Below are 24315 nucleotides of genomic sequence, written 5' to 3'. Positions count from 1 at the left end.
CCCATTCTAGCAGATTTAGTTGTATGGAATACAGTTAGGAGAGGAATGCCTTCCTTTTCACTGTTTTTAGATGTACGGAATACAACTATCACCGACTGGCTCGGTTCAAACGCAACTTCATACATTACTTTATTTATTGAATAAATTCACTTGTTTAGCTCTGATGCTCTATTAGTTATGCAGCTCGCGGTAAGTTTTGTTGATCATTTCGGTGTATATGGAAGGCGGGTATTCCTTCACCTGATCATAGGCGAACCCGGCCAGCCGCAGCGCCTCCTCCTTCATGCCCCGGCGCATATAGATCTGTGCCCGGTAAGCATAAGCTGTCAACAGGTTGCCGCGGTCAAGCGGGTGGTAGACCTGATTACCCGGCTCAGCCTTGGACAGGCAGATCAGCGCTTCATCGTCCTGGCCAAGATGATACCAGGCGATGCCAGACATGAGCTGAACGCTGGGCGCGTACTGTTCGTCCTCCAGCGGATACTGTTCCGCCAGTGCAAGAACCTTGCTGTATTCTCCTTTAGCTACCGCAAGTCTGATCTCTCCGATCACCACCAGCTTCAGTGAATCCTGAGATTCGGTGAATTCTGCGAATACTCTGGCCTTCTTCAAGGCCTCCTCTGCCGCCAAAGCCTCTCCTTCGGTCAGCGCCAGAATCCCGAGCACCCGGTACAGATGATCCGTCATATAGTAGATTCCCTCTTCCCGCGACACCTGAAGCGCCGCCGATGCAGCTTCACGGCTTCCCGCATAATCCCCCAAGGCAGACAAGCTAATGCTCTCGGCATAATGAAGATCGATTTCAAAGATAAAATCATTCCCCACCTTGTTAGCTTCGTACTCCCTGCGGACCCGGCGGATCAGCTCCAGCCCTTCGGCATATCTGCTCTGTGCGAAATTCAGGGCATAGGAAATATACTGCACCTTCGCCCGTTCCACAAATAAGCCGAAGCGCTCATAGATTAGCGCTGCACGCTCCAGCTCCGCTTCCCCGCCTCCGGCACCTGTATAGAAAAGGGAGCTTACATAGAACTCCAGCAGGCGTGCAGCATCAATCGTCATCGGAAGCGTATGCTCCGTGAGCGGCTGGAGCCGCTGGATGACCTCCCTATAATTCTTCGCCTTAAACTCGGCCTCCATCTCCCGGACAAGCGGAGCCAGCTCAGCCTCCTCCTCGCCTTCGAGGAAATAGCCCGGATCAACTCCCAGCCTGCCGGCCAGAACTTGCAAGCTGTTCATCGAGGGCAAGGCGCGTCCATTCTCGATTTGGCTCAGCATGCTCTTGGTCATATGGTCTCCGGCGAGGTCCGTCTGCGTAAGTCCCTTAGACTTGCGCAATTGCTTGACTTTCTCTCCAATAGTTTGTTTGGTGGTCATCTGCTTGCCAACTTTCCGGGTAGCTTTTCTTTTCAGTATAGCTTACCTATACCCTAAGAGAAAGCTGAAAATACGATAAAGTTAAATTAAATTAAACTTTTTATTGCATTCCTTAACTTTTACTCATACAATAAGTTTAATTAAATTTAACTTTCGATCAAAGGGAGTGCTATTATGTCTCAAATAACATCCGCAACCCATGATAAGGCAGCGACTAACCGTAACATATTCCTCTTCTTCGGCAGCAAGCTGATCTCTGTTCTCGGCTCCAGTATGTATACCTTCGTAGCTGGGCTGTACATTCTGAACGAGACTGGCTCAGGGAGCAGTTTCGCTGTTACACTGCTCTGCGGGCTGCTGCCCGGAATCCTGCTGTCCCCCTTCGCCGGTGTGCTCGCCGACAGAGTTAACCGCCGCAGGCTGCTGATCGGCTCGGACCTGGCCAGTGCCCTGATTATGTCCCTAGCCTTTCTGTTCGTCTCGCTGGAGGGATTGTTCCTATGGACTATCTATCTGTCGCTCATTCTATTATCTATCTGCTCTACCTTCTATAGTATCTCAGTCTCCTCCTCGATGATGATGCTTGTAGACAGCGGCTCCGTCCAGCGGGCCGGATCACTCAATCAGATTGCCGGATCGGCTGGTCACCTGCTGGCTCCGATTCTCGCCGGTCTTCTGTATGCCTTCCTTCCCCTTCAGGATTTCATGCTGCTGAACGCGGCTGGCTTCACCGTTTCGACCGTGATGGGCTGCATGCTGAGATACAAACCGATTTCACCTCTTCAAGTTGCCCTTGAATCTGCCGAAGCCGCAGACCCCCAGCCGCTCCGCGAACGTCTGGGCACTGCTGTTAACGGGTTCCGCACGAATCTGAAGGAAGGCTTCGCTTATGTGATCCGCCGTCCGGTCCTCCGCTCCCTGATGGGTATTGTGTTCTGGATTAATTTCTTCGTCGTCGCCCTGAATGTTGTGCTGCCCTATGTTGCAGTACAGACACTCGGACTCTCCTCGAAGCAATATGGAGTCCTCGAAGCAATGCTGGCGGCAGGCGTACTTCTGATGTCGCTGCTGCTTGCTGTACTTCCCCAGAGCAAGAGTCCAGTGAAGCCGATCCTCGGAGGCTTAAGCGCACTGGGAGTGTTATTCCTCGCGCTGGCAGTGCCGCTGCTGCTTGATTTCACCCCGAATGCCACCTTCCTTCTCTTCCTGCCGCTGCTGATCCTTATCGGCGTCATGATTATGGTCATTAACATTCCGGTTCAAGTCTATCTGCAGCAGACTACCGAGGAAGAGTACCGCGGACGCGTATTCGGTCTGGTAGAGGGCATCGCCGGTTCCATCGCTCCGCTCGGAATGCTGCTCTATGGCGTCCTTCTCGACCGGCTTCCCGGCTCACTCATTCTGCTCGTCTCCGGTGCAGCTATTCTGGCGGTCACCCTCGCCGGACGGAGAAGCCTCATCCGCAGCGGTGCCGCAGAGCAGACGGCGACTCAGGGGAAGACAGAGCAGGCGGGAGCCTGAATGTCTGAATTGACCATAGCTGGCAAGCTGTCCTATTGATACGCTTAACGCAGCAGAATTCATTCAAGGAGGCTGAACGCAATATGTACGCGCACCACAGACAGACACTGGAAAAGCTGGCGGAGAAGCTGGAGCAAGACCCTTCTTGTCTGGCGGCAATTACCAGCGGATCAGTAGCCAAGGGAACCGCCAGCGAGACCTCGGATGTGGATGTCCATCTGGTCTTCACCGATGAAGCCTATAAGGAATATGAGCGGAACGACAGGCTCTCCTATGTGGACCGCGAAGTCAGCACCTATGAAGGCGGATACGTCGATATCAAGGTAATTAACCGCCGGTTTCTGGAGCTTGCAGCCCGGCAGGCCAATGAGCCGACAAGGTATGCTTTTACTGGTGCAGAGGTGCTCTTCTCCAGAATCCCGGAGCTGGATGAGCTGGTGGCCCGGATTCCCGTCTATCCTGAGGAGAACCGCGAGCGCAATTTGCAGGACTTTTGCGCCCAGATCTATCTATTCGGGCTGTATTTCGCCAAAGAGGCGGCCCGGAAGGACGACGCCTACCTGCTCGCCCATACTGCCAGCAATCTGGTCTTCTTCAGCGGAAGAATGATCCTGGCTTATAACCGCATGCTTTTTCCAAGCCACAAGGGGCTGCTGGATGCCGTCGGTGCTGCGGAAGCCCAGCCGAAGAATTTCCATACGCTGGCAACAGAGCTGCTGCAGTCGCCCAGCGCAGATAAGAGTGTGCGCTTCGCCGCGAAGATGCTGGCATTCTATAATCACGGCCTGTCCTTCGAGCAGGCGCTGGGAATATATGTGCTGAACAACGAGCGCTCCTGGACAAAGCAGCCGCCTTCGTTGCAGAACCGATAAGACACAAGCAGCGACTCTCCGGTAACGGAAGTCGCTGCTTGTGCGTTTGGACTATTGGCGGGTTGCTTCACAGATAGACCCGTCGCTGCTGCGCCTCGGCCCAGATTCAGGAGCTCTTCATTTGTCATCCTGATTTAACATAGCCAAGTCCCTTTCTAAGCTAAGGCATCAAATTTCATAATCTGTTGCTTAACATACGTTTCGTGAATATCTGCTGGTTGTATTCATGGGAATATCGTACTACTATCATATCAAACAAGTGTTGCCTAAACAACTTGTGACTACTTCTTCAAAAAGAAAGGAATGGATATAACAATGAAAGCAATAGCTTTAACCGGCAGGATCACCTTGCTGTTATCCCGGAGAGTCTTTCCTTCGAAGAGACTGATGCCATACCTACGGTTACATTGACGGCCTGGCAAGCCCTGGTTGAGCATGGCAGACTTCAGCAGGGTCAGCGTATTCTTAAAAAGTGAGATGCAGCCTAAACGCGGGAAAATCGTGATTAAGAAATGAGGGGGAGATGAAGATGAGAGTAGATATATGGTTCGATTATACTTGTCCGTTTTGCTATATTGGGGAAAAAAAGTTTGAAGCCGCCTTGGAACAGTTTGATTACAAAAATGAGGTAGAAATCGTGCTCCACAGCTTTGAAATGGTACCTGGTTATTATCCGCAAGCAGGAGAATCGATTTACGAAACGGCTTCCAAACATGCAGGGATGAGTGTCTCCCAGGCAAAACATGCCTATATGCAGGTTACTGAAATGGCAAGAATGACAGGCCTCGATTATCGGTTTGATCAGACCGTGCCGGCAAACACCTTTAACGCACACCGCCTAACGCATTATGCGGCCGCCCATGGGAAAGCTTATGCGCTCTCGGAACGTATCTTCAGAGCCTATTTTACAGAAGGACTTAACATAAACGACCCTAGTACCCTTGCCTTACTGGCAGCAGAAGCAGGTCTGGATGGAACGAAATCACTGGCGGTCCTGGAGAGTAACCAATTCACAACAGAAGTGCAAAAGGATGAAAAAGATAGCCGCCTTGCCTCCGTACGGGGAATGCCGTATTTTCTGTTTAATGAAACGTATTCTGTATCGGGTGCCCGGGATCAATCAGTATTCAAAGAGGTGCTGGATCAGGCATGGTCCAAGGTGGAGACTGTATCCGATGATAATACCGAATCCGCCACCAGCCCCGGATGTCTGGATGGCTCCTGTCCTATCAGGTAATCATGCCACTAGCAGCGACTCTCCGGTCAGGGGGGCGCTGCTGTGGCGTTTGTTTCGGTCATCGTCGGTCTGCTTCACAGCTAAACCCGGCACCGCTGCGCCCCGGCCATGATCCGGGCTTGCAGCTGCACCCGTTCCCAGGTAGCGCCCAGGCCCTCGGCCCGTTGCCCGCTCATGATTGCCGCAAAAGCCTCCAGCTGGCCCACATAATAGTTCAGCGGTTCGAATTCGCATAGGGTGGTGCGGTTGTCCGGCAGATCATGCCGGATTTTGAGCTTGTAGAATCCCTTGATCGGCCGGAAGAAATCCGGAACCGTCAGCACGGTATGGTCGAAATACAGGGTATGCGAGGCCCGGTATGGCAGCTCGAAGGAAGTGACACACTCGGCCCTCAGCCCGTTCTTGTATTGCAGCGCCGCCTGAAAGGTCCAGTCACAGCCATCCGGCCCGTCAAAGGCCGACTCCGCCAGGATCTCCTCCGGCTCTAGACCGGCGAGCATCTGCACGAATTGCAGCCAATAGCAGCCCAGATCGGCAAAAGCCCCTCCGCCCTTCTCCCTGACACTCCGGTAATTTCCGGCATGTCCGTTCTTGGCAGGAACGGAGATTCGGGTGCTAATCCTGCGCAGCGCGCCGAATTCGCCCGAATCGACGATGCCCTTCAGCGCCTGCTGCCAGGGGTGACAGGCAATCATCAACCCCTCAGTGAGCTTCGGAGCCGCAGGGTTGTTCTTCGCCTGCCTTAATTGCTCCGCTTCTTCGGGATGGAGACAGATCGGCTTTTCCACCAAGACATGCTTGCCCGCATTCAAGGCCCGGATCGCCCACTGCGCATGAAGCTCATTGCTGAGCGCAATATATACTCCATCCAGCTCGTCTAGCTCCAGCAGCTCGTCCAGACTACCTGCCACATAGGGAATCCGGTATGCCTCGGCCATGGCCTCCGCTTTCGCCAAGGTGCGGTTGGCAATTGCCGCGACCTTCACCTTCTCCACTACCCGTGCCGGCTCCAGCATCGCTGGAACCGCAATATTTGAGGCGCCCAGAATACCGAGCTTATAGCTTGGCCCCTCTGCCACACTGCTCATATCTGAGCCAGCGCAGCATAGGTGTTCAAGTACAGCACATTGCATTTGGAGCAGGCCGGAGACAAGCCTTCGTCCATAATCCGCCGCAGCCGGTCATAACGCGCAGAATTCCATATGTCTGTCAGCGTCTGATCCTTCACATTGCCAATAGCCAGCTCCCCAAAAAATTTACAGGCGCTCACCATGCCATTCGGGGCAATATCCACCCGGGTACTGAGCGCCAGACATTTCGACGTACTGCGGGATTTCATCGGCTTGCCGGCCACAAAATCCTCAATCTCATCAAAATCGAGACCCGGCTGATAACGGATTCGGGTATTGTGCCAGGTATTGCTGTTAATCCGCTTCAGGTCTTCGGTCAGTCTGGTGATATTCTCCGGCTTGATATGGTATTTGAACGCGTGCCAGCTGCTCCGGTGATCCGGCGGAAGCTCAGCCAGCCACTGGAAGTGTTCATCATAGAAGCGGTCCATCGCAAAGCTGGTCTCCTCAGAGATATACCAGGGGAAGCAGAGCAGGACCAGATCGACGCCTTTTTGCTCAAAAAATTCCACCAGCTCATACAACCGGCCGATCATATTGTCATTAATCACATTGTGCACCGAGATCCGGCCGCGGAAGCGGCCTTGCTCGCGCAGCTCCAGCAAACGGTCAACGGCGTCGATGACCTTCTGGAACGAATTCTTGCCGCGCAGGAAATCATGCTCCTCCTGGAACCCCTCGATCGGGATCAGCAGCTCCAGATTGTCGGAGATTGCACACAGCTCCTCTTCAAACTTCGGAATCATATAGGCATTGGTACAGATCGTAGTATCCCGGGGGTGCTCCTTCAGCAGCTCCAGAATCTCCCTGGCCTGCCGGTGAAACAGCGGCTCCCCTCCCCATAAATACAGGCGGGACTGCGCTTCATCCGTCTCCTCCAGCAGCCTCTGGATCATTACCAGATCCATATCCAGATTCTGTTCAGCGGCATCCATATCATGATGGTAGCCGTCTTCATTCCATTGATAGCAATGCTTGCAGCGCAGATTACAGCGGTTGGTCAGCTTGAGGGACATAATCTCCGGCATCACCGTCTTGAAGCCGGGATCATGCTTACGTTCCCGGTGCGGGACCACCACATTCTTGATTGTACGTTTCAATGCCTCAAAGGACTGCTCGTCCAGGCTCACTCTACTGGTAGGCTGCATTAGCTTCTCCCTCCTGCTGTGGATAATTGTTCGGCATAGCTTGCCGCATAGTCCGGGTATTGACCGTTGGCGGCTCTGAGGTTGTCCGCCAGCTTGCGCAGTTCATCATCATCATATCCTGACATGGCCCACTCTCCATAAGTAATGCCGTAACCAAGCTTGACCCACAGATCACTGTTGATCTTCTCATGCGGGCCGAAGGGGTCCAGCAGCACAAGCGGTGTACCCGAAGCCAGCGAATCTATCAAAGCGCCGCCGCCCGGCTTGCTGATGACTGCGGATGCCTGCCGGATAACTCCGAACATCCCCTCCCCATAGCTCTGACAGGGCGGGAAATGCTCCGTCCGGTTACCGGTTACCTCTGCAAACGGCGGGAAGGTATACTGCCCGCTGCTGTCCTTCGTCCAGGTGCGCCACTGCGGATCATTCATATAATAACGTCTTCCATGGATAGCCTCGCCAATCTCCTGAATACTGTAAGCGGCGATATCCAGCTCGTACCCCGCCGACTCCAGCGCGTCAAACTTCTCACGGAAGGTTCCAATCCCCCAGCCGCCCCCATGAACGACCAGCCGCCCGTTCCTCGCCGCGGCAGGCAGTGCTTCCCCAGACCCGGCATCGATGCTGCACAGAATCTCCTGCTTCCCGGGATCATACAGGCTTACTTCATGATAGCCTTCCGCATAACCCGGATTCAGTTTGCGCAGATTTTTCCACGATGGCGACAGGCCGGCGTCAATATACAGCAGGTCAGCATACACGCTCACCCCCGCCAGCTCACGGTACTGGTCCATGATATGCACCCAGTGCCCGGACAAGACGATGAAATGCTGCCGTTCCTCATGCTTCCATTGCTGCAGCAGTTGTTCAACGGCTGCAGGGTCAAGGCTGCTTCTTATATCGGACGGTATTTTTTGTGAGGTCAGAGCTACGGCGAAGCTCTGCTGATACGCCCTGCGGCTGTTGTCTGTCTGTTCCTTTTTGCGCTCAGGCATTAAGCTCTCGAACACCTCAATCTCCGCCTGAAGACCCAGCGCGGTTAACTTGCGTTCCAGCAGCAGACCAGGGACATAGAAGCCGAGACCAAAGCCTGAGCATAGAATCGTCACGGTGTTATTCATTGGAGGGTTCCTTTCTTTATCGCAGGATAGTATAGCCTGTGCGCATGAGAGACTCGTCCAGCGTACGGATGAGCCTATGCTTGCTGTCTTCACTCCGGTAAGTCAGGGCCGCATACAGCTTGCCCTTCACGGAACCGGCAGTACGGGCGGGGTCCAGCGGCTGGAGCGCGCTTGAGGTCAAGGGCATCACACCTTCCCCTGTCTCCAGCGAGAACAAAATCCCCGTCTCCTCCATCCGCTCCAGCAGCTCCTCATAATGAACCTTGCCCAAAGCCGCCAGCGGCACCTGAATCAGGCAGGTGTGCACACCCTCCTGCTTGAACCGGCGGTCCACATGATGCTTAATCAGACTCATCGACTTGCGGGCATTGATCTCTACCAGAGGCGCCAGGCTTCCGTCACGCAGCAGCATGGAATCGACACATACCTCCCCGTAATATCCGTCAGCGTACAGCTCCCGGCCTATGCTGTGCATAGTCTCCCAGTAGCCTTCCTTCTCCAGCTTGTCCAGCAGAGACGGCTGCGGGGAGTGGGATTCTCCGAAGGCGAAGCCCTGATTCACCAGCTGCTGAACGGACAACAGGGTGATCCGGCCTTCCGGATCAATCTGAAACTGGCAGGAGAAGTCTGTCTCCCGGTCCAGCAGCGGCTCGAGGACAAACCGGATTCTTTTCCCCTGATTACGGCTCGACTCCAGATGCCCGGCCATCCGGCGCAGCATACGCTCTGAATCCACCAGCTGATTCCCTTTACCGGATACCCCATACTCGTCCTTGATCAGAAAAGCTCCCTTCTCCAGCAGCACTTGTCCCGACTGCAGCAGCTCCTCCATACTGTGGACCACTACCGCAATATTCGGCAGCCCCAGCCGGCCCCGCATCGCCGTAGAATAGCTCTTGGTATTCACCGCCCGTACAATCTCTTCATTAGGCAACGTGGGCAAAAGCTTGTACCGGCTAACCGCCTCCTGTGTCCCGGGAAGCACAGCAAAGGGCTCCAGCAGCGCTCCTTCCGGTATTAAGCGGTCCGGCTCCTGCCCGGCTTCCATCCGGCCCAGCAGTTCAAATACATTCAGCGCCGCCTGTGCGGGAACAGACGCCTCTGCCTCCAGACTGAGCGTATCCATATTGGTGCTGAAGGCATAACCGAGCGATTGCAGATAGTCATATTGTGCCCGGTTCATCCCCTGGCGGGTTAAGAGAACATCGCCGCTCCCGCAAAAGACAAACAGCATCTCATCCATCGCCTGCACGATAGCCAGTGCCTTCGTATCGGGAATGGCCGGCAAGGAGGCCAGATCCTCCTCCCGCCAGTACCGCTCCGACTCCAGGCTGCCGCAGTGCACAGCATTCCTCATTGTACGGCAAGCCCGGCGACATAAGCGGAGAACCGGTCCACTGATTTCAGGTGCTCCAGATCAAAGGTATCGAAATCTACCTCTATATTGAATTCATCCTCGACTCTCAGAATAAAATTAATGATCTGCAGGGAGTCAAGTGCGGCGTCCAGGGTCAGGTCAGAAGCTCCGCTGAGCGTCTGAAGCAAGCCTGGTTCCTCCTTGATTTCGGCGATAATCTCAATGACTTTCTGCTGCATGTGTCTACCCCTTTCAGGTTGCATAATTGGAATGAATAGCATGAATATACCAAATTTTAAGTTGTTAATATATGGTTGAATGCGCCAAAATATTGAGATATACTAGGATGGATTCCAGTTGCCAACATAAGGAAGCAGGAAACGGAGGTTTGTTAATGGAAGCTTTTCCGCTATTTACGGGGGACTATGTATTCGACTCCTGTTCACCCGTACAAATGCTCCTGACTCAAAAAACGGTCACTTCCGTACGTCATCAGCACGACTTTGTAGAGCTGGCCTACGTGGTTCAAGGGACAGGCATTCATCTGGCAGGTGAGGATAAAATGCAGGTGACGCAGGGGGATGTGCTAGTGATTCCGCCGGGGGTGTCCCATGTCTTTCATCCGCAGGATCTGAGCGGTACCGAGCCGCTGCTGATCCTGGATTGTATGCTCAGGCCCGGGCTTGACAGTGTGCTCAGAGAGCTGCAGGGTCCCTTGTCCGAAGAGGCCCTCTTGCCGCTGCTGAAGCTGCTGGAGGTGCGGCAATGGTTCGGATACAGGGAGAAGAATAAGGAAATTCTCTTCCTGCTCGGGCGGCTGCAGGGGATGCTGAACTCTGGCCTGCTCATGGATGAGCAGCGGCTATACCCGCCGCTGCTGGAGCTGGCGAAGCTGATTATGCCCGCTGCAGACCTTCCCTTCGCCGAACGCCCGGGAACCCAGTACGACCCGCTGCATGATGTCCTCTTATATATGATCAGTAACTATAATGAGCGGATCACGCTGAATGAGATGAGCCGCCAGCTTGCGATGAGCTCCCGCCAGTTCCAGCGGCTGCTCAAGAATAAGACCGGCAGGTCCTACATCCAGATCTTCCAGGAGATCCGGATGAAATACAGCTGCCTCCTGCTCCTGTTCACGAAGCTTGGCGTCCAGTCCGTGGCCCTTGAGGTCGGCATTTATGACATGAAATATTTCTACCGGCTCTTCCGCGAATTCAGCGGCATGACTCCCGCTTCTTACCGCGACCGGCTGCACAGCCACTTCTGCTCGGCGAAGGAGATGATAAGCAGTGTTGAACATTGCTCCTGTTAAGAGTACCCTGTACCCTAAGCTGCGCAGCTGCATTGATGATTGCATCCAGTCTGTAGCGCAGTGGCAGGGACTTGATAGCAAAGGCATGTACGGCGATGCCTGGCAGATGTACCTGGATGAGCCGCATGCCCCGGACCAGCCGCTGATTGAGCGGATACGTCTGCCCCGGATCAATACCGGCTACCTGTCTGCGTACCATGGCCTTACCTTCACATATATCGAACGGACTGGACCGGCAACGGATCGAAGCTACATGCTTGACTTGCTGGAGAATCAGCTGTCCGCAGGCATGCCGGTTCTGGTCGGCTTCGACTCCTATGACTGTCCCTGGTGTGTAGCCTACCGCAGGCTGCATACGAGCCATGCCTGTCTTGCCGTAGGTCTGGACCGGGAGAAGAACCTGATCTATCTGACAGACGCTTACTATGGAAGGGAACTTGAGACGGTGGATTTCAGCATCCTAGAAGGGGCCTGTCATTTCTACGCCTTATTCGGGCGGTGCGAAACCTCCCGTTCCTGCTCAGACTGGCAGACTATCCTCCAAGAGGTGCTCACCAGCCCTGCCCAACAGATTCGGCCGGATCAGGTGGGCGTCCAGCTCAGAGCGTATGCCCAGGCTTATCTTGAGACCGGGATACAGCCTGATAATACAGCTGAAGCCAGTTCAGCCTTCAAGATCTACGCCAACGCGCTGCCGATCAGCCGAATCCGGTTCAGCCAGTTTCTGCAGCTGCTGGAGCGCGAAGGCCCGGCGCCTGCTCTATCCCGGGCGGCTGAAGGCTACCGTCAGGCAGGCGAGAAGTGGGATCTGGTCAATCAGTTCATGATTAAGGGAATGTGCTCGGGCAACAAGCCCGCCGCACGGGTGAAGCTGCACAGGAATATGTGCGAGATTATCCGCCTGGAGGAGCAGCTTCTGGAGGAACTGGCAGATTTGACGATGACGACGCAGCCTGGCAGATAGGCCCTCTACCCTGCAACACAAATAGAGCAGCGGCCCCCAACCGGGAACCGCTGCTCTGCTCTTTTAATCAAACTATCCTGCTATTTGCGCACCGAGAGGACGAACCGCTCCAGCGCGCTTATATCCGTAATGCTCTGATTGCAGCCCTGATTATCCATACATACATACTGGCCTACGGAAGCAAAATTATCTGCCGCCGCCAGCTCCGGCTTGGTCTTGACAGTCAGGAAGGCAAGCTCCTGCTGCCGGTTGCAGAACAGGCAGTAGCCCTTCTTGTGCACAGGCAGCATCCGGCCTTCCACACCAATGAACTGCCCTTCATGCGGATAGACGATGAACAGCTTGTTCGTGGCAATGTCCGCCCAGGCCAGATAAGTGACATAACGGAAATCAAAACACTGCAGATCAGGCAGCTTCATCTTTTTATTCTTGGGAAACAGCTTCTGAATCTGCTTCAGCGTAATCGGCGGAAACGGCTCCAGATAAGGCTCCAGCCCGCTGGTATACTGCTGAAAGTCCTCGGCCTTCTCGAAGGTGGAGATTGCCCGCAGCATCTGCTCCTGCCCCTCGGTCAGTGAAGCAAAGGCTCCCGTCACGTTGAGCTCGGCGCTGTATCTTACGGTCTCCAGGACACGCCGGTCCGCTACCGAACGCAGTGTTTTCAGCACAAAATCCGCTTGTTTCTTAATATAATTATATTGATGGTTTCTAATAAATGTTGTTTTCACAGCTCTTCAGCCCCTTATTATTATTGATTAATGCAATAAGGTGCAGAGCCTGCGATTAGAAACGATAATATCTGTTTGGGCGATCAAGATTGTCCTGCCGCACCCCACGCAAAGTATCGCCCCGGATCAGGCTCTGCATGAGGACTCCCTAGCTAATGAGCAATTCGTTGCCATCCGTGTAACCCCCTATCAAACTAACCTGTCAAAAGTATAGCAGGAAATTATGGACGGAACAATTCCATTTTCCTGCCTGTTCCTCAAGGTACTTTGATAGAGCTATTCTATAACAGGAGTGCCCGGTTTATTTAATAATCATAACGCCCCAAGCATCAAGTGTAAGTTCTTCATCCTGCCCCACCGCATCGCCGGACAACAGCTCCTGACCCGCCTCATGCGGATATTTGAAGCTGAGCGGCTGGGCTGAGTAGTTGTAGTAGTAACGGATAGCGCGGCCCTGGCGGTTCACGCCGGACTTCACGATGAGCGGGAACGACAGCTGCTGGTCCGCTCCCCATAACCCGGCTATCTGGAGCGTATCGCGCAGGATCTCCGCAAGTGCGGCAGGTCCGGTCATACAACCAATGTAGGTAGCTGTTCCTTCACCGAAGGTATTACGGGTGACAGCAGCATATTCGCCCCACTGGGGATGATCGTAGCTGGCCAGCATCTCCGCTGAACCGGGAACAATCATCTCCATCCAGGTGTGGACGGTGTGAACGCCTGCTTCGGCTCCCTTAGGGAACAGCTTGCCGGTAAGTCCCGTCACCGCATTCGGCGTGGCAAAATGACTGTAAGCAATCCCGCAGGCCTCTTGAATGATTCCAGGCTGCGCCGTATGACGAACCTTCACCTGTTCATCGGTGAACCCGCTCTTGAAGGAATAGACCACATGGCCGCCGCTGCGGACGTAATCATTTAACTGCCGGAGCGCTTCATCGGAGACGGCGTACAGCGCAGGAACCACGACAAGCTCATACTCGCCGAGGCGCGGGCTTCCCGGCTGGATGAAATCGCAGGCGATGTTCATCTTATAGAGCTCATCATACATCCAGCGGACTACATCATTATAGATCAATCCGCCGGGCAGCTTGAACCATTCGATGGCGGACAGCGCTTCATTGCTGACCATCACAGCCACCTTGCTGGTCTTCTTCAGTCCGATAAGCTGATCGCTTAACCGCTTGAAGTCCGCACCGATAGTCTGGGCTTCCTTATATACCGGATTCGGCAGGAAATCATGACTGAGCAAGCCCTTCCAGTAGGTCTCGAAGGAATTATGAATCGAATGCCAATGCCAGTAGGCGACCATCGAAGCGCCTGAGCCCAGATGGCTGAACGCCAGCTGCCGCAGCTGTCCCGGATACGGCGTCCACTCGGGGAACGCTTGCGCCTGGGTCTCCAGCACGAAGTAGTTATCCTGCTTCAGCGAGCGGGTCATATCTCCTCCGAAGGCAATCTCTGCACCTGTAAGCTGATCCTGGGACGGGTGATAAATATCTGTACCGGCAATGTCAAAGGGCTGCGAAGCCGCAAAATGATCCACCGAAGGCTGAACGCCGAACGAATACCCCCGCCACTCGAAATCGAAATTATGGGTGGTGAATTGCCCCGGCTGCTTATACTCATTCACAATTCCGACCTGCCACGCCAGGAACTCATTCACCAGTCCCCGCTGGAACCGGGCGAATTCAGCCCCCAAGCTGCCGTTGATTGTGCCTACCATGGACGGGAAGTCCTCCCAGCTGTCGATCCGGTTACTCCAGTAGTCCAGACCGAACTGGTGGTTGATGGCTTCGGGCGTTCCGTAGGTCTCCCTCATGTATTTGACGAATCTAAGCTGGACGTTCGGTCCGGCTGTCTCATAATGCTTGGTCTCATTATCGATCTGGTATCCGATGACTGCCGGATGCTTATGTACCACAGCCATCAGCTTGCGGATAATCCGCTCCGAGTAGAACAGATACGCCGGACTAGTGATATCCATAATCTGTCTGGCGCCATATTTGCCTTCCCCTTTCACAGTCACGGCCAGCACCTCCGGGTGCTCCTTGACCATCCAGGCCGGCACCGCATAGGTAGGTGTTCCCACAATGACATGAATGCCGGCCTCATGCATCGCATCCAGCACTCTCTGTACAGAAGAGAAGTCGAATACCCCGTTCTGCGGCTCATGCGTGCTCCAGGTGGATTCGGCAATCCGGACGGTATTAATGCCCGCATCCTTCATCATTTGGATGTCCTGCGTAAGACGGTCATAAGGCATATATTCATCATAATAAGCAACGCCGTATAACAAGTGATCCATTATAATCCTCCTAAGAGTATTGATAGCGTATAATTCTCTTCGTAAAACTGACTTCGGGAGCATACGCTAAAAGTTTTGATAATTTGAGTTTAGCCTTTTACCGCACCCGCTGTCACGCCCTTGGTAATCTGTTCATTGAAAATGGCGTAGATGACAATGGCCGGGATCGATGTCAGCACCATGACCGCAAATTGTGAGCCGTAGTCTGAAGAATACTGGCCGGCGAAGTTCATGACCGAGAAGGGCAGCGTCTTCAGCGCATCTTTACTGAGGAAGGTCGATGCCATAATGAATTCATTCCAGCAGTTCAGGAACGTTGTAACAATGACCGTAACCAGTGCAGGCGCGGTAAGCGGTGCAATGATCTGGAAGACAATCCGGTAAATATTCGCGCCGTCAACTACAGCGGACTCTTCCATTGCTTTTGGAATGCTCCGCATGAAGCCTGTCAGGATGAAGGTTCCCAGCGGTACAGACACTGCGGTGTATGGCAGAATCAGCCCCAGATAGGAATTCGTCAAGCCCAGCGCCTTGAAGATCGCAAAGTTAGGCAGGAGGGTCGCATGAATCGGAATCATAATCCCCAGCAGGATAATGGTGAAGAAGATGGGGCGCAGCTTCCACTGCATACGGGTAAAGGCATAGCCCAGCGTAAGGGACAGAATCACTGTTAACAGAATGGTTACCGAGGTAACGAAGGTACTGTTAATGAAGTAGCGCAGGAATTTACCGTCCACCCATGCATTGATATAGTTCTGCCACTGGGGATCACTCGGCCATTTCAGGACGCTGGAGGAGTAAAACTCATTGCTGCTTAAGAATGAGAAATCAATCAGCCAGATGAGCGGAAACAGCTGGACCAGGGCGACGATCAGGAAGAACACCCATAGTATGGTTTTTGTGCTTTTTGTCATGGTGATTCCTCCTTAGAATTCCGTCGCATCACTGCGGGTCAGTTTGTTGCTGATATAGGTGGCAAGCAGGCAGACAATGATAAACAGAATCGAGATGGCGTTGGCATAACCATATTGGCTGGCCGAGAACGCCTTGTTATAGAGATACACGGCCAGGAATTGGGTGGAATCGCCGGGACCGCCGTTGGTGGTCAGGAACACGGTTTCCATCTGTTTCAAGGCGGTAATCATAGCCAAAGTAATCTGCACCGTAATAACCGGTGACAGCAGCGGAACTGTAATCCGCCAGTGTAATCGGAAGCCGGAGGCTCCGTCCAGTGAAGCGGCTTCATACAAATCATCGGGAATGCCTTTGAGTCCTGCATAATAGAACAGCAATCCCCAGCCGAAGCCGGCCCAGATCAGAATGAACAGCATGGAGATCAGCGCGGTGCTGCTATCCCCCAGCCAGGCATGCTTTAGCATTCCAAGCCCCAGGGAATCGAGCATTTTGTTGAAGGCGCCGAAGGTAGGGTCCAGCAGGGACAGCCACATCTTTGAAATAACGACTACAGAAATGACACATGGGATGAAGAAAATCGTTCTGAACCACTTCTCTGCCTTACCGCCCAGGCGGTCCAGCATAATGGCAAAAAAGATGGCAATCGGATGTTGGATCAGGATAAAGCCCAAACCAAGCAGTACGGCATTTCTAAGTGCCAGCCAGAACCGTGAATCGTGGAGCAGCAGCTGCGTATAGTTGGCGAATCCGATGAATGCCGAGGGCGTACCCGGAGACAGGGTGTCTCTGAACGAGTAATACGCGCTGAGTACGATCGGCACGAGAAAGGTCAGGGCGAATAGGAGAATCCCCGGAAAGACGAACAGAAAGATTGCCATTTTGTTGTTAAATACTTTTTGCATGGAACTCCAACTCCATCCTTAAGATTAGAGAGGGGCAAGATTGCTTCCCGCCCCGTCTCCTTTCACTCTCTATAGTGGTGATCTGTTATCTGTGTTTGTGATCTGTTATTGTGTTTCCGCAGCCTTTTGAAGATCGGCCAGCAGCTGCTCAGGTGTTGTTCCGCCGGCGAAGAACTTGCCGAAGGCATTCTGTGCATCATCCTTGAACTTAGGTGTACCCGAGTCGAGGGCGATAGAACCCGCTGTGCTGGTAGCCCCTGTCAGAACCTCAGTCAGTTGCTTCTGCAGCTCGCTCTCTTTGCCGGTAAGCTCATATTTCTGTGCCGGTACAGCTGCTCCGGTATCCCATACAATCTTGGCCCATTGATCGGCGGACATCATATAGTCGAAGAACTTCTTGGCTTCTTCAGGATGCTTCGAGCTGCTCACCAGTGAATATCCGCCGCCGTTCCAGGCCAGAAGATCGGTATCCTTGCCTTTGCCGCCTTCGACAACCGGGAATTTCAGTACATTCACATTGTTGCGGAAGTCTTCCGGCAGCTTGTCATTCGTTGCCATCCCTGCTTCCCAAGAGCCCATGTACCACATGGCAGCCCGGCCTTGCGTGAACAGGTTCTGGGATGCGCCGTAGTCCGCTGTCATGAACGATTCCTGGAACAGCTTGGTGTCTCTGGCCTGGGCCAGCAGCTCAGCAGCTTTGGTGAAATTCTCATCACCAGTGAAATTCTTCTTCTTCGCTACCGCATCCAGCATCAGGTTCTGATCGCCGGTGAGGCGTACGACAAGGTCCTGGAAGAAGGCTGCGAAGCTCCACAGGTCCTTACCGTTCATCGACATCGGCTCAATGCCTTTGGCGCGGAACTGCTTGCCCGCTTCCAGCAACTCGGCGTAGGTGGTAGGAATCTTGATGCCGTTGTCATCGAACAGCTTTTTGTTATAATAGATCACTTCATAGTCACTGTTGCGGGGCAAGCCATACAGCTTATCATTGAAGGTGAATGATTTGTACACGCCCGGCAGGAATTTAAAAGTATCGCCTTCGTATTCCTTAGGGTCCAGCTCTTTCACGTAGCCGGCTTGTACCAGCGTATTCAGCTCTGCTCCGCCGTGAACCATGGTCACATCCAGCGCTTCGTTGGAGGCCATGTACGCCTTTAGCTTGTTTTTGAACGGCTCCTCGGCCAGGGTCTCGATATCGATCTTGACATTGGGATTCGCTTTGATATAGTTGTCGATTACCATTTGCTCTGCCAGCCCCTGGCCGGATTTACGGTCGGGAAGATTCGAGAACAGACGCAGCGTCACTTCCTTGTCCGCAGAGCCTGTTGTACCGCCGTTCGTGCTGCTGCCTGCATTATTGTTCTTGTCATTGCCGCCTCCGCATGCGCTAAGCACCGCGACTGCCGCAAGGGCCGTAACCAGCAGTATATTACGTGTGGATTTTGAATTCATAACCATGTCAATTCCCCCTATTTGTTATGGATCGTGGGTTGCTTTCTTTGTTTCTGAACACATCGTACCAGAGCATCAGAGTCAGGGTCAGTAGAGAAAAAGAGAGTAATGTTGAAAATTGTCGACTTCGTTTGTCAGCTCCCTTGTGTATATTCGGCATTGCGCATAAGATAAAAAACAAAAAGGTTAGTGATCCTGTGCTGCGCTACTACTTGAATATGAACCTGCGATACAAGATAACCATTCTGATCTTCCTGCTGATCACCGGGGTGGCCTGCACGCTGGGCGCTTACTCCTATAAGATCTCCAAGCAGCAGATTATCAATAAGGTGAGCAATTCCAACCAGAGTGTGCTCAAGCAGATTGACAGTAATCTCGCCCGTATGCAAAAGACGTTAGCCGACTGGGTCACGGTATTCAGCCTCGCTCCAGTCGTTCAGGACACGCTGCGGAGCAATACTTCGGATTCGGCGAAGATTGAGAACCAGCTCTATAACGGACCCACCGCGTCGATCATGAACCAGATGCTGGTAACCGGAAGCTTCGATTATCTGGCTCTCTACGGCAGCCTGTCCGAGCCGCTGTTTCAGGTTGCCACCGATGACAGCAGCGGTGCGTATAGTCTGAGCAAAATTACCTCAAATGATACTTATAAACAGACCGTTGCCTTAAACGGTGCCTCCTACTGGTTCCCGCTGACAGAAGAGAACAATGTATTCATTCAGAGCAACCGCAATGACAAGCTCGGCATGACCCGGATTATCCGTGATATTGTGAACGGGAACCGGATCGGCTTCGTGTTCGTCGGCATTAATCTGGAGACCATCCGCCGAACCTATCTGACGAATCTGTATGACAAGGATCACGGCATCCTCATTCTGAGTGAACAGGGCACACAGCTGTTGTCGGCAGGCAAAGAGACCTACAGTCCCGAAGCCGCAAAGTTCGTGATGAAGCAGGCCAAGGCCGGTATCCGCTCCGGCAACACTATCGTCAGCCTGGAGGGCAAGGATACGCTGCTGAATTACAACATCAACCAGGATGGCTGGATCACTCTGTACAGTGTTCCGCTCTCTTCGCTGACCGGGGAGCTGAATTCCATCAAATCCGCAGTGCTCGTTATGGTATTAGCCAGCCTGGTGCTTAGTATCCCTCTGCTCATGTTCTTCTCCTCCTTCCTGACAGCGCCGATCAAGACGCTGCTGCTGTCCATGCGGCGCTTCCAGAACGGGCAGTTCGACGAGAAGGTGGAGATCAAATATTGGGATGAGATCGGCCAGCTCAGCCGGGGCTACAATAATATGGTCGGCAACATCAAGGCGCTTGTGGACGATGCCTATCTGCTGAAGATGAAGGAGCAGGAAGCGGAGCTGAAGGCGCTGCAATCCCAGATTAACCCCCATTTTCTCTACAACATGCTCGACACGATCTTCTGGGAAGCGGAGGCGGCAGGACAGGACAAGATCAGTGAGATGGTCATCAACCTCTCCCGGCTGTTCCGCTTAAGTCTGAACCAGGGCAAGAGCTTCACCAGCGTAGCCAAGGAAAAAGAGCTGATTGAGCTGTATCTGTCGCTCCAGAAGATGCGGTTCCAGGAATCTCTCGAGTATGTGATCGACATTCCTGAGGAGCTGTACACCTATGTCATCCTGAAGCTCAGCCTGCAGCCGTTCATTGAGAACGCGCTGATCCACGGCATTGAACGCAAGCGCGGCGGCGGACGGGTAAGCATCAGCGGACAGCGTACCGGAGATCAGCTGAGGTTCGTGATTGAGGATAACGGGGGCGGGATGAGCAGCGAGACGCTGCAAAAGATTCTTGCCATGCCTGACGAGACAGATGTGTACACTGCCCGGGATGTCGGCGGCTATGCGGTGCAGAATGTACAGGCACGGCTGAAGCATTTTTATAAAGGTGACTATGCCTTGAACTATACCAGTGTTCCCGGAGAGGGCACGCGTGTGGAGATCGTAGTACCGGTGATCGTAAATGACTTGCAAGAATAGACACAGCCGGGCGGATAGACAATACAAATACAAATCGGAGGGGATGGTCCCTTGTATAATATGATTATTGTGGATGATGAGGAGCGCGCACGGGTAGGCATCACCACCCTGATTGACTGGCAGTCGCACGGCATCCATATTGCAGGCGAAGCCAGAGACGGCCTGGAGGCACTTGAACTTCTGGATACCTATGCCGTCGATATCATGCTAACGGATATCCGGATGCCGCAAATGGACGGACTGGAGTTAATCAAGGTTGTCTCTGAGAAATACCCCAGCGTCAAATCGGTCATCATGAGCGGATACGATGATTTCGCCTATGCCCAGCAAGCCATAAGATCCGGGGTCAGCAATTATCTGCTGAAGCCGAGCCGCCGGCAGGAGATTCTGAGCACTGTTCTGGCCATCACGGAGCAGATTCAGTCGGAGAAGCTGGAGATTACTTCGCTTGAGCATCTGCGGCAAGGCTTCCGGGAGAGTCTGCCCCTGCTGAAGGAGAAGACGTTAAGCCAGCTCATTCTCACCGAGAGTCCCTCGTATTCCAGGCTGCTGGTTAATCTGAAGATGAACCAGCTGGTTTTCCCCTATCTTCTGTATGGCATCATTCTGCTGCGGATCGACAATTTCCAGCTGCTGCATGAGAAGTATATGCATGAGGATACGGAGCTGCTGAAGTACGGGCTGAAGAATATTTGCGAGGAGTCGCTGCCGGAGACAGTGCTATGTGTTGCCTTCGAGCATCAGGACGACATTGTGCTAATCCTCAATATGGACGAGCTGCCGGATCAGGAGGAATTAAGCGGTTATATCCGGATTATTCAGGAGAATATCGCCAGCTTCTTGAAGTTCACTGTATCCGCCGGGATCGGAAGTATCGACAAGAATATTGAGCATCTGCGCCACTCCTTCGTGGAGGCCTGCCAGGCCCTGAATACCACCAACTACACCGGCATTGCCAAAATCGTGGAGTACAGCGGAGAATTCGATGCCGAGTCCTCTCAATCCTCCTATCCCCTGCATGAGGAGCAGGAGGTGCTGAAGGCGGTACGCGGCGGTTCTCCCGGGGACATTGCCGATAAGCTCACGCTTTTCAATGTAGCCCTGCAGCCCGAGACAGTCTCCAGGGACCAGGTGATTAAGTCAAGCTTCGCCCTGTTCTTCGCCCTGTATAAATTATGTATTGAGAACAATGTCAATGTAAATAAAGTCTTTGGGCAAAATCTGACCGAGCTGATCCATGTCCTGTCCCGCTCCAGTCTGGATAACTTGTTCCAGTCGCTGCTGGAGACGGCCCAGCGGGTCAGTGAGCATCTGACGTCCAAGAAGAACAGCAACAAGCTGCTCGAAGCGGCCAAGAGCTATATCGGGGAGCACTTCATGAAGGATATCAACCGCGAGATCGTCGCCAGGGAGATCTATATTACCCCCGGATATTTAAGCCTGCTGTTCAAGCAGCAGCTTAAGATCAGCTTCATCGATTATCTGCACAAGGTCCGCATCGAGCATGCCTGCCAGCTATTCAAAGATCCCGGAATGCGGATCGAGGATATTGCGCTGCAGTCCGGGTATAATGATACGAAATATTTCTATCAGGTGTTCAAAAAGTATAAAGGTCTCACGCCCAATCAGTTCCGCAGCAATACGGAGTGAGGGAATTGTGAGTACAGTCGGTCCACTCTTTGCACCGGATAATTCACACGGGTGCAGAGGCTTGTGGCGGGTTTGTTTGGGTTGAGGTTGGATTACGCACTCAGTCCAATTGTGATCGGTTTTTCGATTACATTCGGTCCACACGCCGCTCCCAGTCCAATTGTGATCGGTTTTTCGATTACATTTGGCCCACGCGCCGCTCCCAGTCCAATTGTGATCGGTTTTTCGATTACATTTGGCCCACGCGCCGCTCTCAGTCCAATTGTGATCGGTTTTTTAACATACATTTTTGTCCGTTAGCCTTGAAAGGCCAGCAGCCTCTCCAATTGGAGAAGCTGCTGGCCTGCTTGCGTGATGGCGCTATGAAACCGATGTTGTGCTATTGCACCGGAATGCTGAGCTCTGTTCCGCCAGAGGTGACCACCGTAATACGCTCTACGGCGAACTTGACCTTCAGCAAGACGTCAGGGGCCTGCTCCAGAAATTGACCGGGAGTGAGTCCCCCTCCCATTGGCGTAATCGCCGAAGGGTCGCCGTACACAGCCGAGGCCAGCCAGTGAACTCCAGGCTCCAGTGATGCCGTCAAGGTAGGCAGCACTGTCCGGGGATGAAGCAGGTTCGTGTTGGCATTCGGCGAGATTAGCTGAGCCTTCGTATAACCCTTTAGCCCTTGGATGGCGCTTGTGCCCCATGGAGTCGCTGCCGCCGCCTTCAACTCGTCCAGTTGCTGCACAAGCTCCGTCTCCTGTCCCAGCGCGAAGCCTCCCTCGGCAACATCCAGCGCCCGGCCCGTCTCAATCCGGTGGATGCGGATATGCCAGGGTAGTCCCGCCACCACCCAGGTGCGCACTTCAACGTCTGCCCACGGCTGCCAGACAGACCGCAGCACATTGTCTATGATCTCCGTCTCCCGGTTCCGGCGCCGTACCCGGTACAGATTGTCCCCGCTTTCGCTGAGTGCCAGCATGGAGTCATAAGCTCCTTGCGCTAATCCCCATTCCGCGCGGGGCACGCTGAAGCCGAAGCCGGTGGAATAGACGAATTTCTCGTATTTGGCTGAGGTATGCGTATGCTCATTGGTAGATAGATGCCCGCTGTTGAAGGCGGCCATATGACCGGAAGCCGGTTCGCGGACCAGGACAAGATGCGGCGGTTGCTGCACACTTACCGCCGGAAGCTCCGGCAGCGGCAGCTCCGGTTCGCTCCAGAACGGATGCTCCGCGCCGAGGGCAAGCGGCAGGAACGTCTTCAGCGCCCAGTAGGGCGAACCGGGAGCATTATAATTCTCTGCCATGACCAGATTCGGATAGGTGTATCCGATGGTCAGCACACCCGCCGCATCGAAGATGGGCTGGCGGAACCACCAGCGCAGATTACGCAGGATGATACCTTTGACCACTCCGGCAGGGAAGCCCTCCACCTCTGCATACGCCAGGGCGCTCCAGAATGCAGACTGGGCGAACCGGTAAGCCAGACTGCGGCCGTAGGGAAGCGCAGCGCCGTCCGGGGCGAACCAGCCGATGAATTCAGCGGCGAACAGCCGGGCGCGTTCTTTGAACAAACGGGAACGCTCCGGGTCTTCCCGTTCCATCAGCTTCGCATACAGCAGCGAATAGTAATGGATGGCGAAGGGCCCGTAATAATCACAGTGTCCGTTAACGCCGTCGCTGTACCAGCCTTCCCCCAGATAGAACGCATCCATCCGCGTCAGGTTCCTCTCCAGCTGCACAACATCATAAGGCCTTCCTACCGAGCGGAAGCCGACATTCACCAGCACATTGAAGAACAGCCAGTTACAGTCGTAGCATGGGCGGGAATTGATCTGGTTCAGCCAGTTGTATAGATGCTCCTGCTCCTGCGGAGCAAGCGGCGCCCAGATCTGCTCCGGCACAGCCGCCAGCGCGAAGCCGAAGGCGGCCATCTCGACCAGCCGCTGATCATAGTCCCTTACATCGCCCCAATACTCCTCATGTGCCGGATCGGTGCCGTGACGGATGCCGTCCAGTACAGTGGCCCATAGCCTACTTTCCCCGCCTCCGGCGAGCAGCGGAATCATTCCCCAGAGTACCCGGGAGAAGCCCTCCATTCCGGCGGTGGCTGCCGGATAGCTCGCTCCCGTAATCCCGATCTCAAGTCTGGCGCTGCCTCTGCTATAGAGCGGCCGAAGCGGCTCTGTCAGCTGGTCAAGGGCAGCCAGCAGGTCTTCCCGAGTCTTTAGCGGATTGCTCTGAATTGCCAGATTGCCTGTCGCCTGGCCGCCTGTTCCCGGATTTCCAATTACCGGAGTCATGTTATTGTTCGTCATTGTCATACTC

At 53.8% G+C, this 24315-nt stretch carries 19 protein-coding genes and 1 pseudogene; 8 read left to right on the top strand and 12 right to left on the bottom strand.

The annotated features are described in order from the left end of the window. Nucleotides 1–171: 171 nt before the first annotated feature. Nucleotides 172–1377, bottom strand: coding sequence for a helix-turn-helix domain-containing protein (locus NST04_RS13990; RefSeq protein ID WP_341184739.1), 1206 nt, complete (start codon nucleotides 1375–1377; stop codon nucleotides 172–174). A 174-nt stretch (nucleotides 1378–1551) separates the two neighbouring features. Between NST04_RS13990 and NST04_RS13985 the strand changes: the two genes are divergently transcribed. The 4 genes and pseudogenes from NST04_RS13985 (at nucleotide 1552) to NST04_RS13970 (ending at nucleotide 5007) form a co-directional block, all read left to right on the top strand. Then, the gene (locus NST04_RS13985) at nucleotides 1552–2898 is read left to right on the top strand and encodes an MFS transporter (RefSeq protein WP_341184738.1); all 1347 of its coding nucleotides are present in this window, start codon (nucleotides 1552–1554) and stop codon (nucleotides 2896–2898) included. An 83-nt stretch (nucleotides 2899–2981) separates the two neighbouring features. Further along, nucleotides 2982–3770, top strand: coding sequence for a nucleotidyltransferase domain-containing protein (locus NST04_RS13980; protein ID WP_341184737.1), 789 nt, complete (start codon nucleotides 2982–2984; stop codon nucleotides 3768–3770). Nucleotides 3771–4108: 338 nt separating this feature from the next. Continuing rightward, nucleotides 4109–4237 (top strand): annotated as a pseudogene (locus tag NST04_RS13975) (NADP-dependent oxidoreductase); the annotation flags it as partial. A gap of 62 nt (nucleotides 4238–4299) precedes the next feature. After that, nucleotides 4300–5007, top strand: coding sequence for a DsbA family oxidoreductase (locus NST04_RS13970; RefSeq protein ID WP_341184736.1), 708 nt, complete (start codon nucleotides 4300–4302; stop codon nucleotides 5005–5007). A gap of 80 nt (nucleotides 5008–5087) precedes the next feature. On the opposite strand, the gene NST04_RS13965 is transcribed toward NST04_RS13970, so the two are convergent. From NST04_RS13965 to NST04_RS13945, 5 genes are read right to left on the bottom strand one after another with little or no spacing between them, the layout of a single operon-like run. Then, entirely contained in the window at nucleotides 5088–6095 is a 1008-nt protein-coding gene (locus tag NST04_RS13965) for a Gfo/Idh/MocA family protein (protein ID WP_341184735.1), read from the bottom strand. Next, on the bottom strand, nucleotides 6092–7285 hold the full coding sequence (locus NST04_RS13960) for a radical SAM/SPASM domain-containing protein (RefSeq protein WP_341184734.1): 1194 nt from the start codon (nucleotides 7283–7285) through the stop codon (nucleotides 6092–6094). Before NST04_RS13960 ends, NST04_RS13965 begins: the two co-directional genes overlap by 4 nt. Next, nucleotides 7285–8406, bottom strand: a complete 1122-nt coding sequence (locus NST04_RS13955; RefSeq protein WP_341184733.1) for a UDP-glucuronosyltransferase — start codon at nucleotides 8404–8406, stop codon at nucleotides 7285–7287. Before NST04_RS13955 ends, NST04_RS13960 begins: the two co-directional genes overlap by 1 nt. A gap of 16 nt (nucleotides 8407–8422) precedes the next feature. Further along, the gene (locus NST04_RS13950) at nucleotides 8423–9763 is read right to left on the bottom strand and encodes a hypothetical protein (RefSeq protein WP_341184732.1); all 1341 of its coding nucleotides are present in this window, start codon (nucleotides 9761–9763) and stop codon (nucleotides 8423–8425) included. After that, complete coding sequence (locus NST04_RS13945; RefSeq protein WP_340752608.1) at nucleotides 9760–10002, bottom strand: acyl carrier protein; 243 nt, start codon at nucleotides 10000–10002, stop codon at nucleotides 9760–9762. The genes NST04_RS13950 and NST04_RS13945 overlap by 4 nt, the downstream gene beginning before the upstream one ends. A gap of 155 nt (nucleotides 10003–10157) precedes the next feature. Between NST04_RS13945 and NST04_RS13940 the strand changes: the two genes are divergently transcribed. Together NST04_RS13940 and NST04_RS13935 are read left to right on the top strand one after the other, a co-directional pair. Continuing rightward, complete coding sequence (locus NST04_RS13940) at nucleotides 10158–11078, top strand: AraC family transcriptional regulator (protein WP_341184731.1); 921 nt, start codon at nucleotides 10158–10160, stop codon at nucleotides 11076–11078. Continuing rightward, nucleotides 11056–12042, top strand: coding sequence for a hypothetical protein (locus NST04_RS13935; RefSeq protein ID WP_341184730.1), 987 nt, complete (start codon nucleotides 11056–11058; stop codon nucleotides 12040–12042). Before NST04_RS13940 ends, NST04_RS13935 begins: the two co-directional genes overlap by 23 nt. A gap of 80 nt (nucleotides 12043–12122) precedes the next feature. Here the strand turns inward: NST04_RS13935 and NST04_RS13930 are convergent, their stop codons facing one another. The 5 genes from NST04_RS13930 to NST04_RS13910 form a co-directional block, all read right to left on the bottom strand. After that, nucleotides 12123–12770, bottom strand: coding sequence for a FusB/FusC family EF-G-binding protein (locus tag NST04_RS13930; protein WP_341184729.1), 648 nt, complete (start codon nucleotides 12768–12770; stop codon nucleotides 12123–12125). A gap of 301 nt (nucleotides 12771–13071) precedes the next feature. Beyond that, complete coding sequence (locus tag NST04_RS13925; protein WP_341184728.1) at nucleotides 13072–15075, bottom strand: beta-galactosidase; 2004 nt, start codon at nucleotides 15073–15075, stop codon at nucleotides 13072–13074. Nucleotides 15076–15164: 89 nt separating this feature from the next. Then, nucleotides 15165–15989: a carbohydrate ABC transporter permease gene (locus NST04_RS13920; RefSeq protein ID WP_341017918.1), complete on the bottom strand. Its 825-nt coding sequence runs from the start codon at nucleotides 15987–15989 to the stop codon at nucleotides 15165–15167. A 12-nt stretch (nucleotides 15990–16001) separates the two neighbouring features. Next, complete coding sequence (locus NST04_RS13915; RefSeq protein ID WP_341184727.1) at nucleotides 16002–16868, bottom strand: carbohydrate ABC transporter permease; 867 nt, start codon at nucleotides 16866–16868, stop codon at nucleotides 16002–16004. A gap of 129 nt (nucleotides 16869–16997) precedes the next feature. After that, nucleotides 16998–18350 (bottom strand): ABC transporter substrate-binding protein, encoded by a 1353-nt coding sequence (locus tag NST04_RS13910; protein WP_341184726.1) that lies wholly within the window; start codon nucleotides 18348–18350, stop codon nucleotides 16998–17000. 212 nt (nucleotides 18351–18562) lie between these two features. Between NST04_RS13910 and NST04_RS13905 the strand changes: the two genes are divergently transcribed. Together NST04_RS13905 and NST04_RS13900 are read left to right on the top strand one after the other, a co-directional pair. Beyond that, nucleotides 18563–20350 (top strand): sensor histidine kinase, encoded by a 1788-nt coding sequence (locus NST04_RS13905; RefSeq protein ID WP_341185248.1) that lies wholly within the window; start codon nucleotides 18563–18565, stop codon nucleotides 20348–20350. A 60-nt stretch (nucleotides 20351–20410) separates the two neighbouring features. Next, the gene (locus NST04_RS13900; RefSeq protein ID WP_341185247.1) at nucleotides 20411–22000 is read left to right on the top strand and encodes a response regulator; all 1590 of its coding nucleotides are present in this window, start codon (nucleotides 20411–20413) and stop codon (nucleotides 21998–22000) included. 379 nt (nucleotides 22001–22379) lie between these two features. Here the strand turns inward: NST04_RS13900 and NST04_RS13895 are convergent, their stop codons facing one another. Then, a complete protein-coding gene (locus NST04_RS13895; RefSeq protein ID WP_341185246.1) occupies nucleotides 22380–24290 on the bottom strand; it encodes a DUF2264 domain-containing protein in 1911 nt (636 codons plus the stop codon). Nucleotides 24291–24315: the final 25 nt, after the last annotated feature.

Origin of the sequence: Paenibacillus sp. FSL H7-0756, from assembly GCF_038006765.1 — a bacterium.
Taxonomy (GTDB): domain Bacteria; phylum Bacillota; class Bacilli; order Paenibacillales; family Paenibacillaceae; genus Paenibacillus_AQ.
This window is presented reverse-complemented; position numbering and strand designations above follow the sequence as displayed.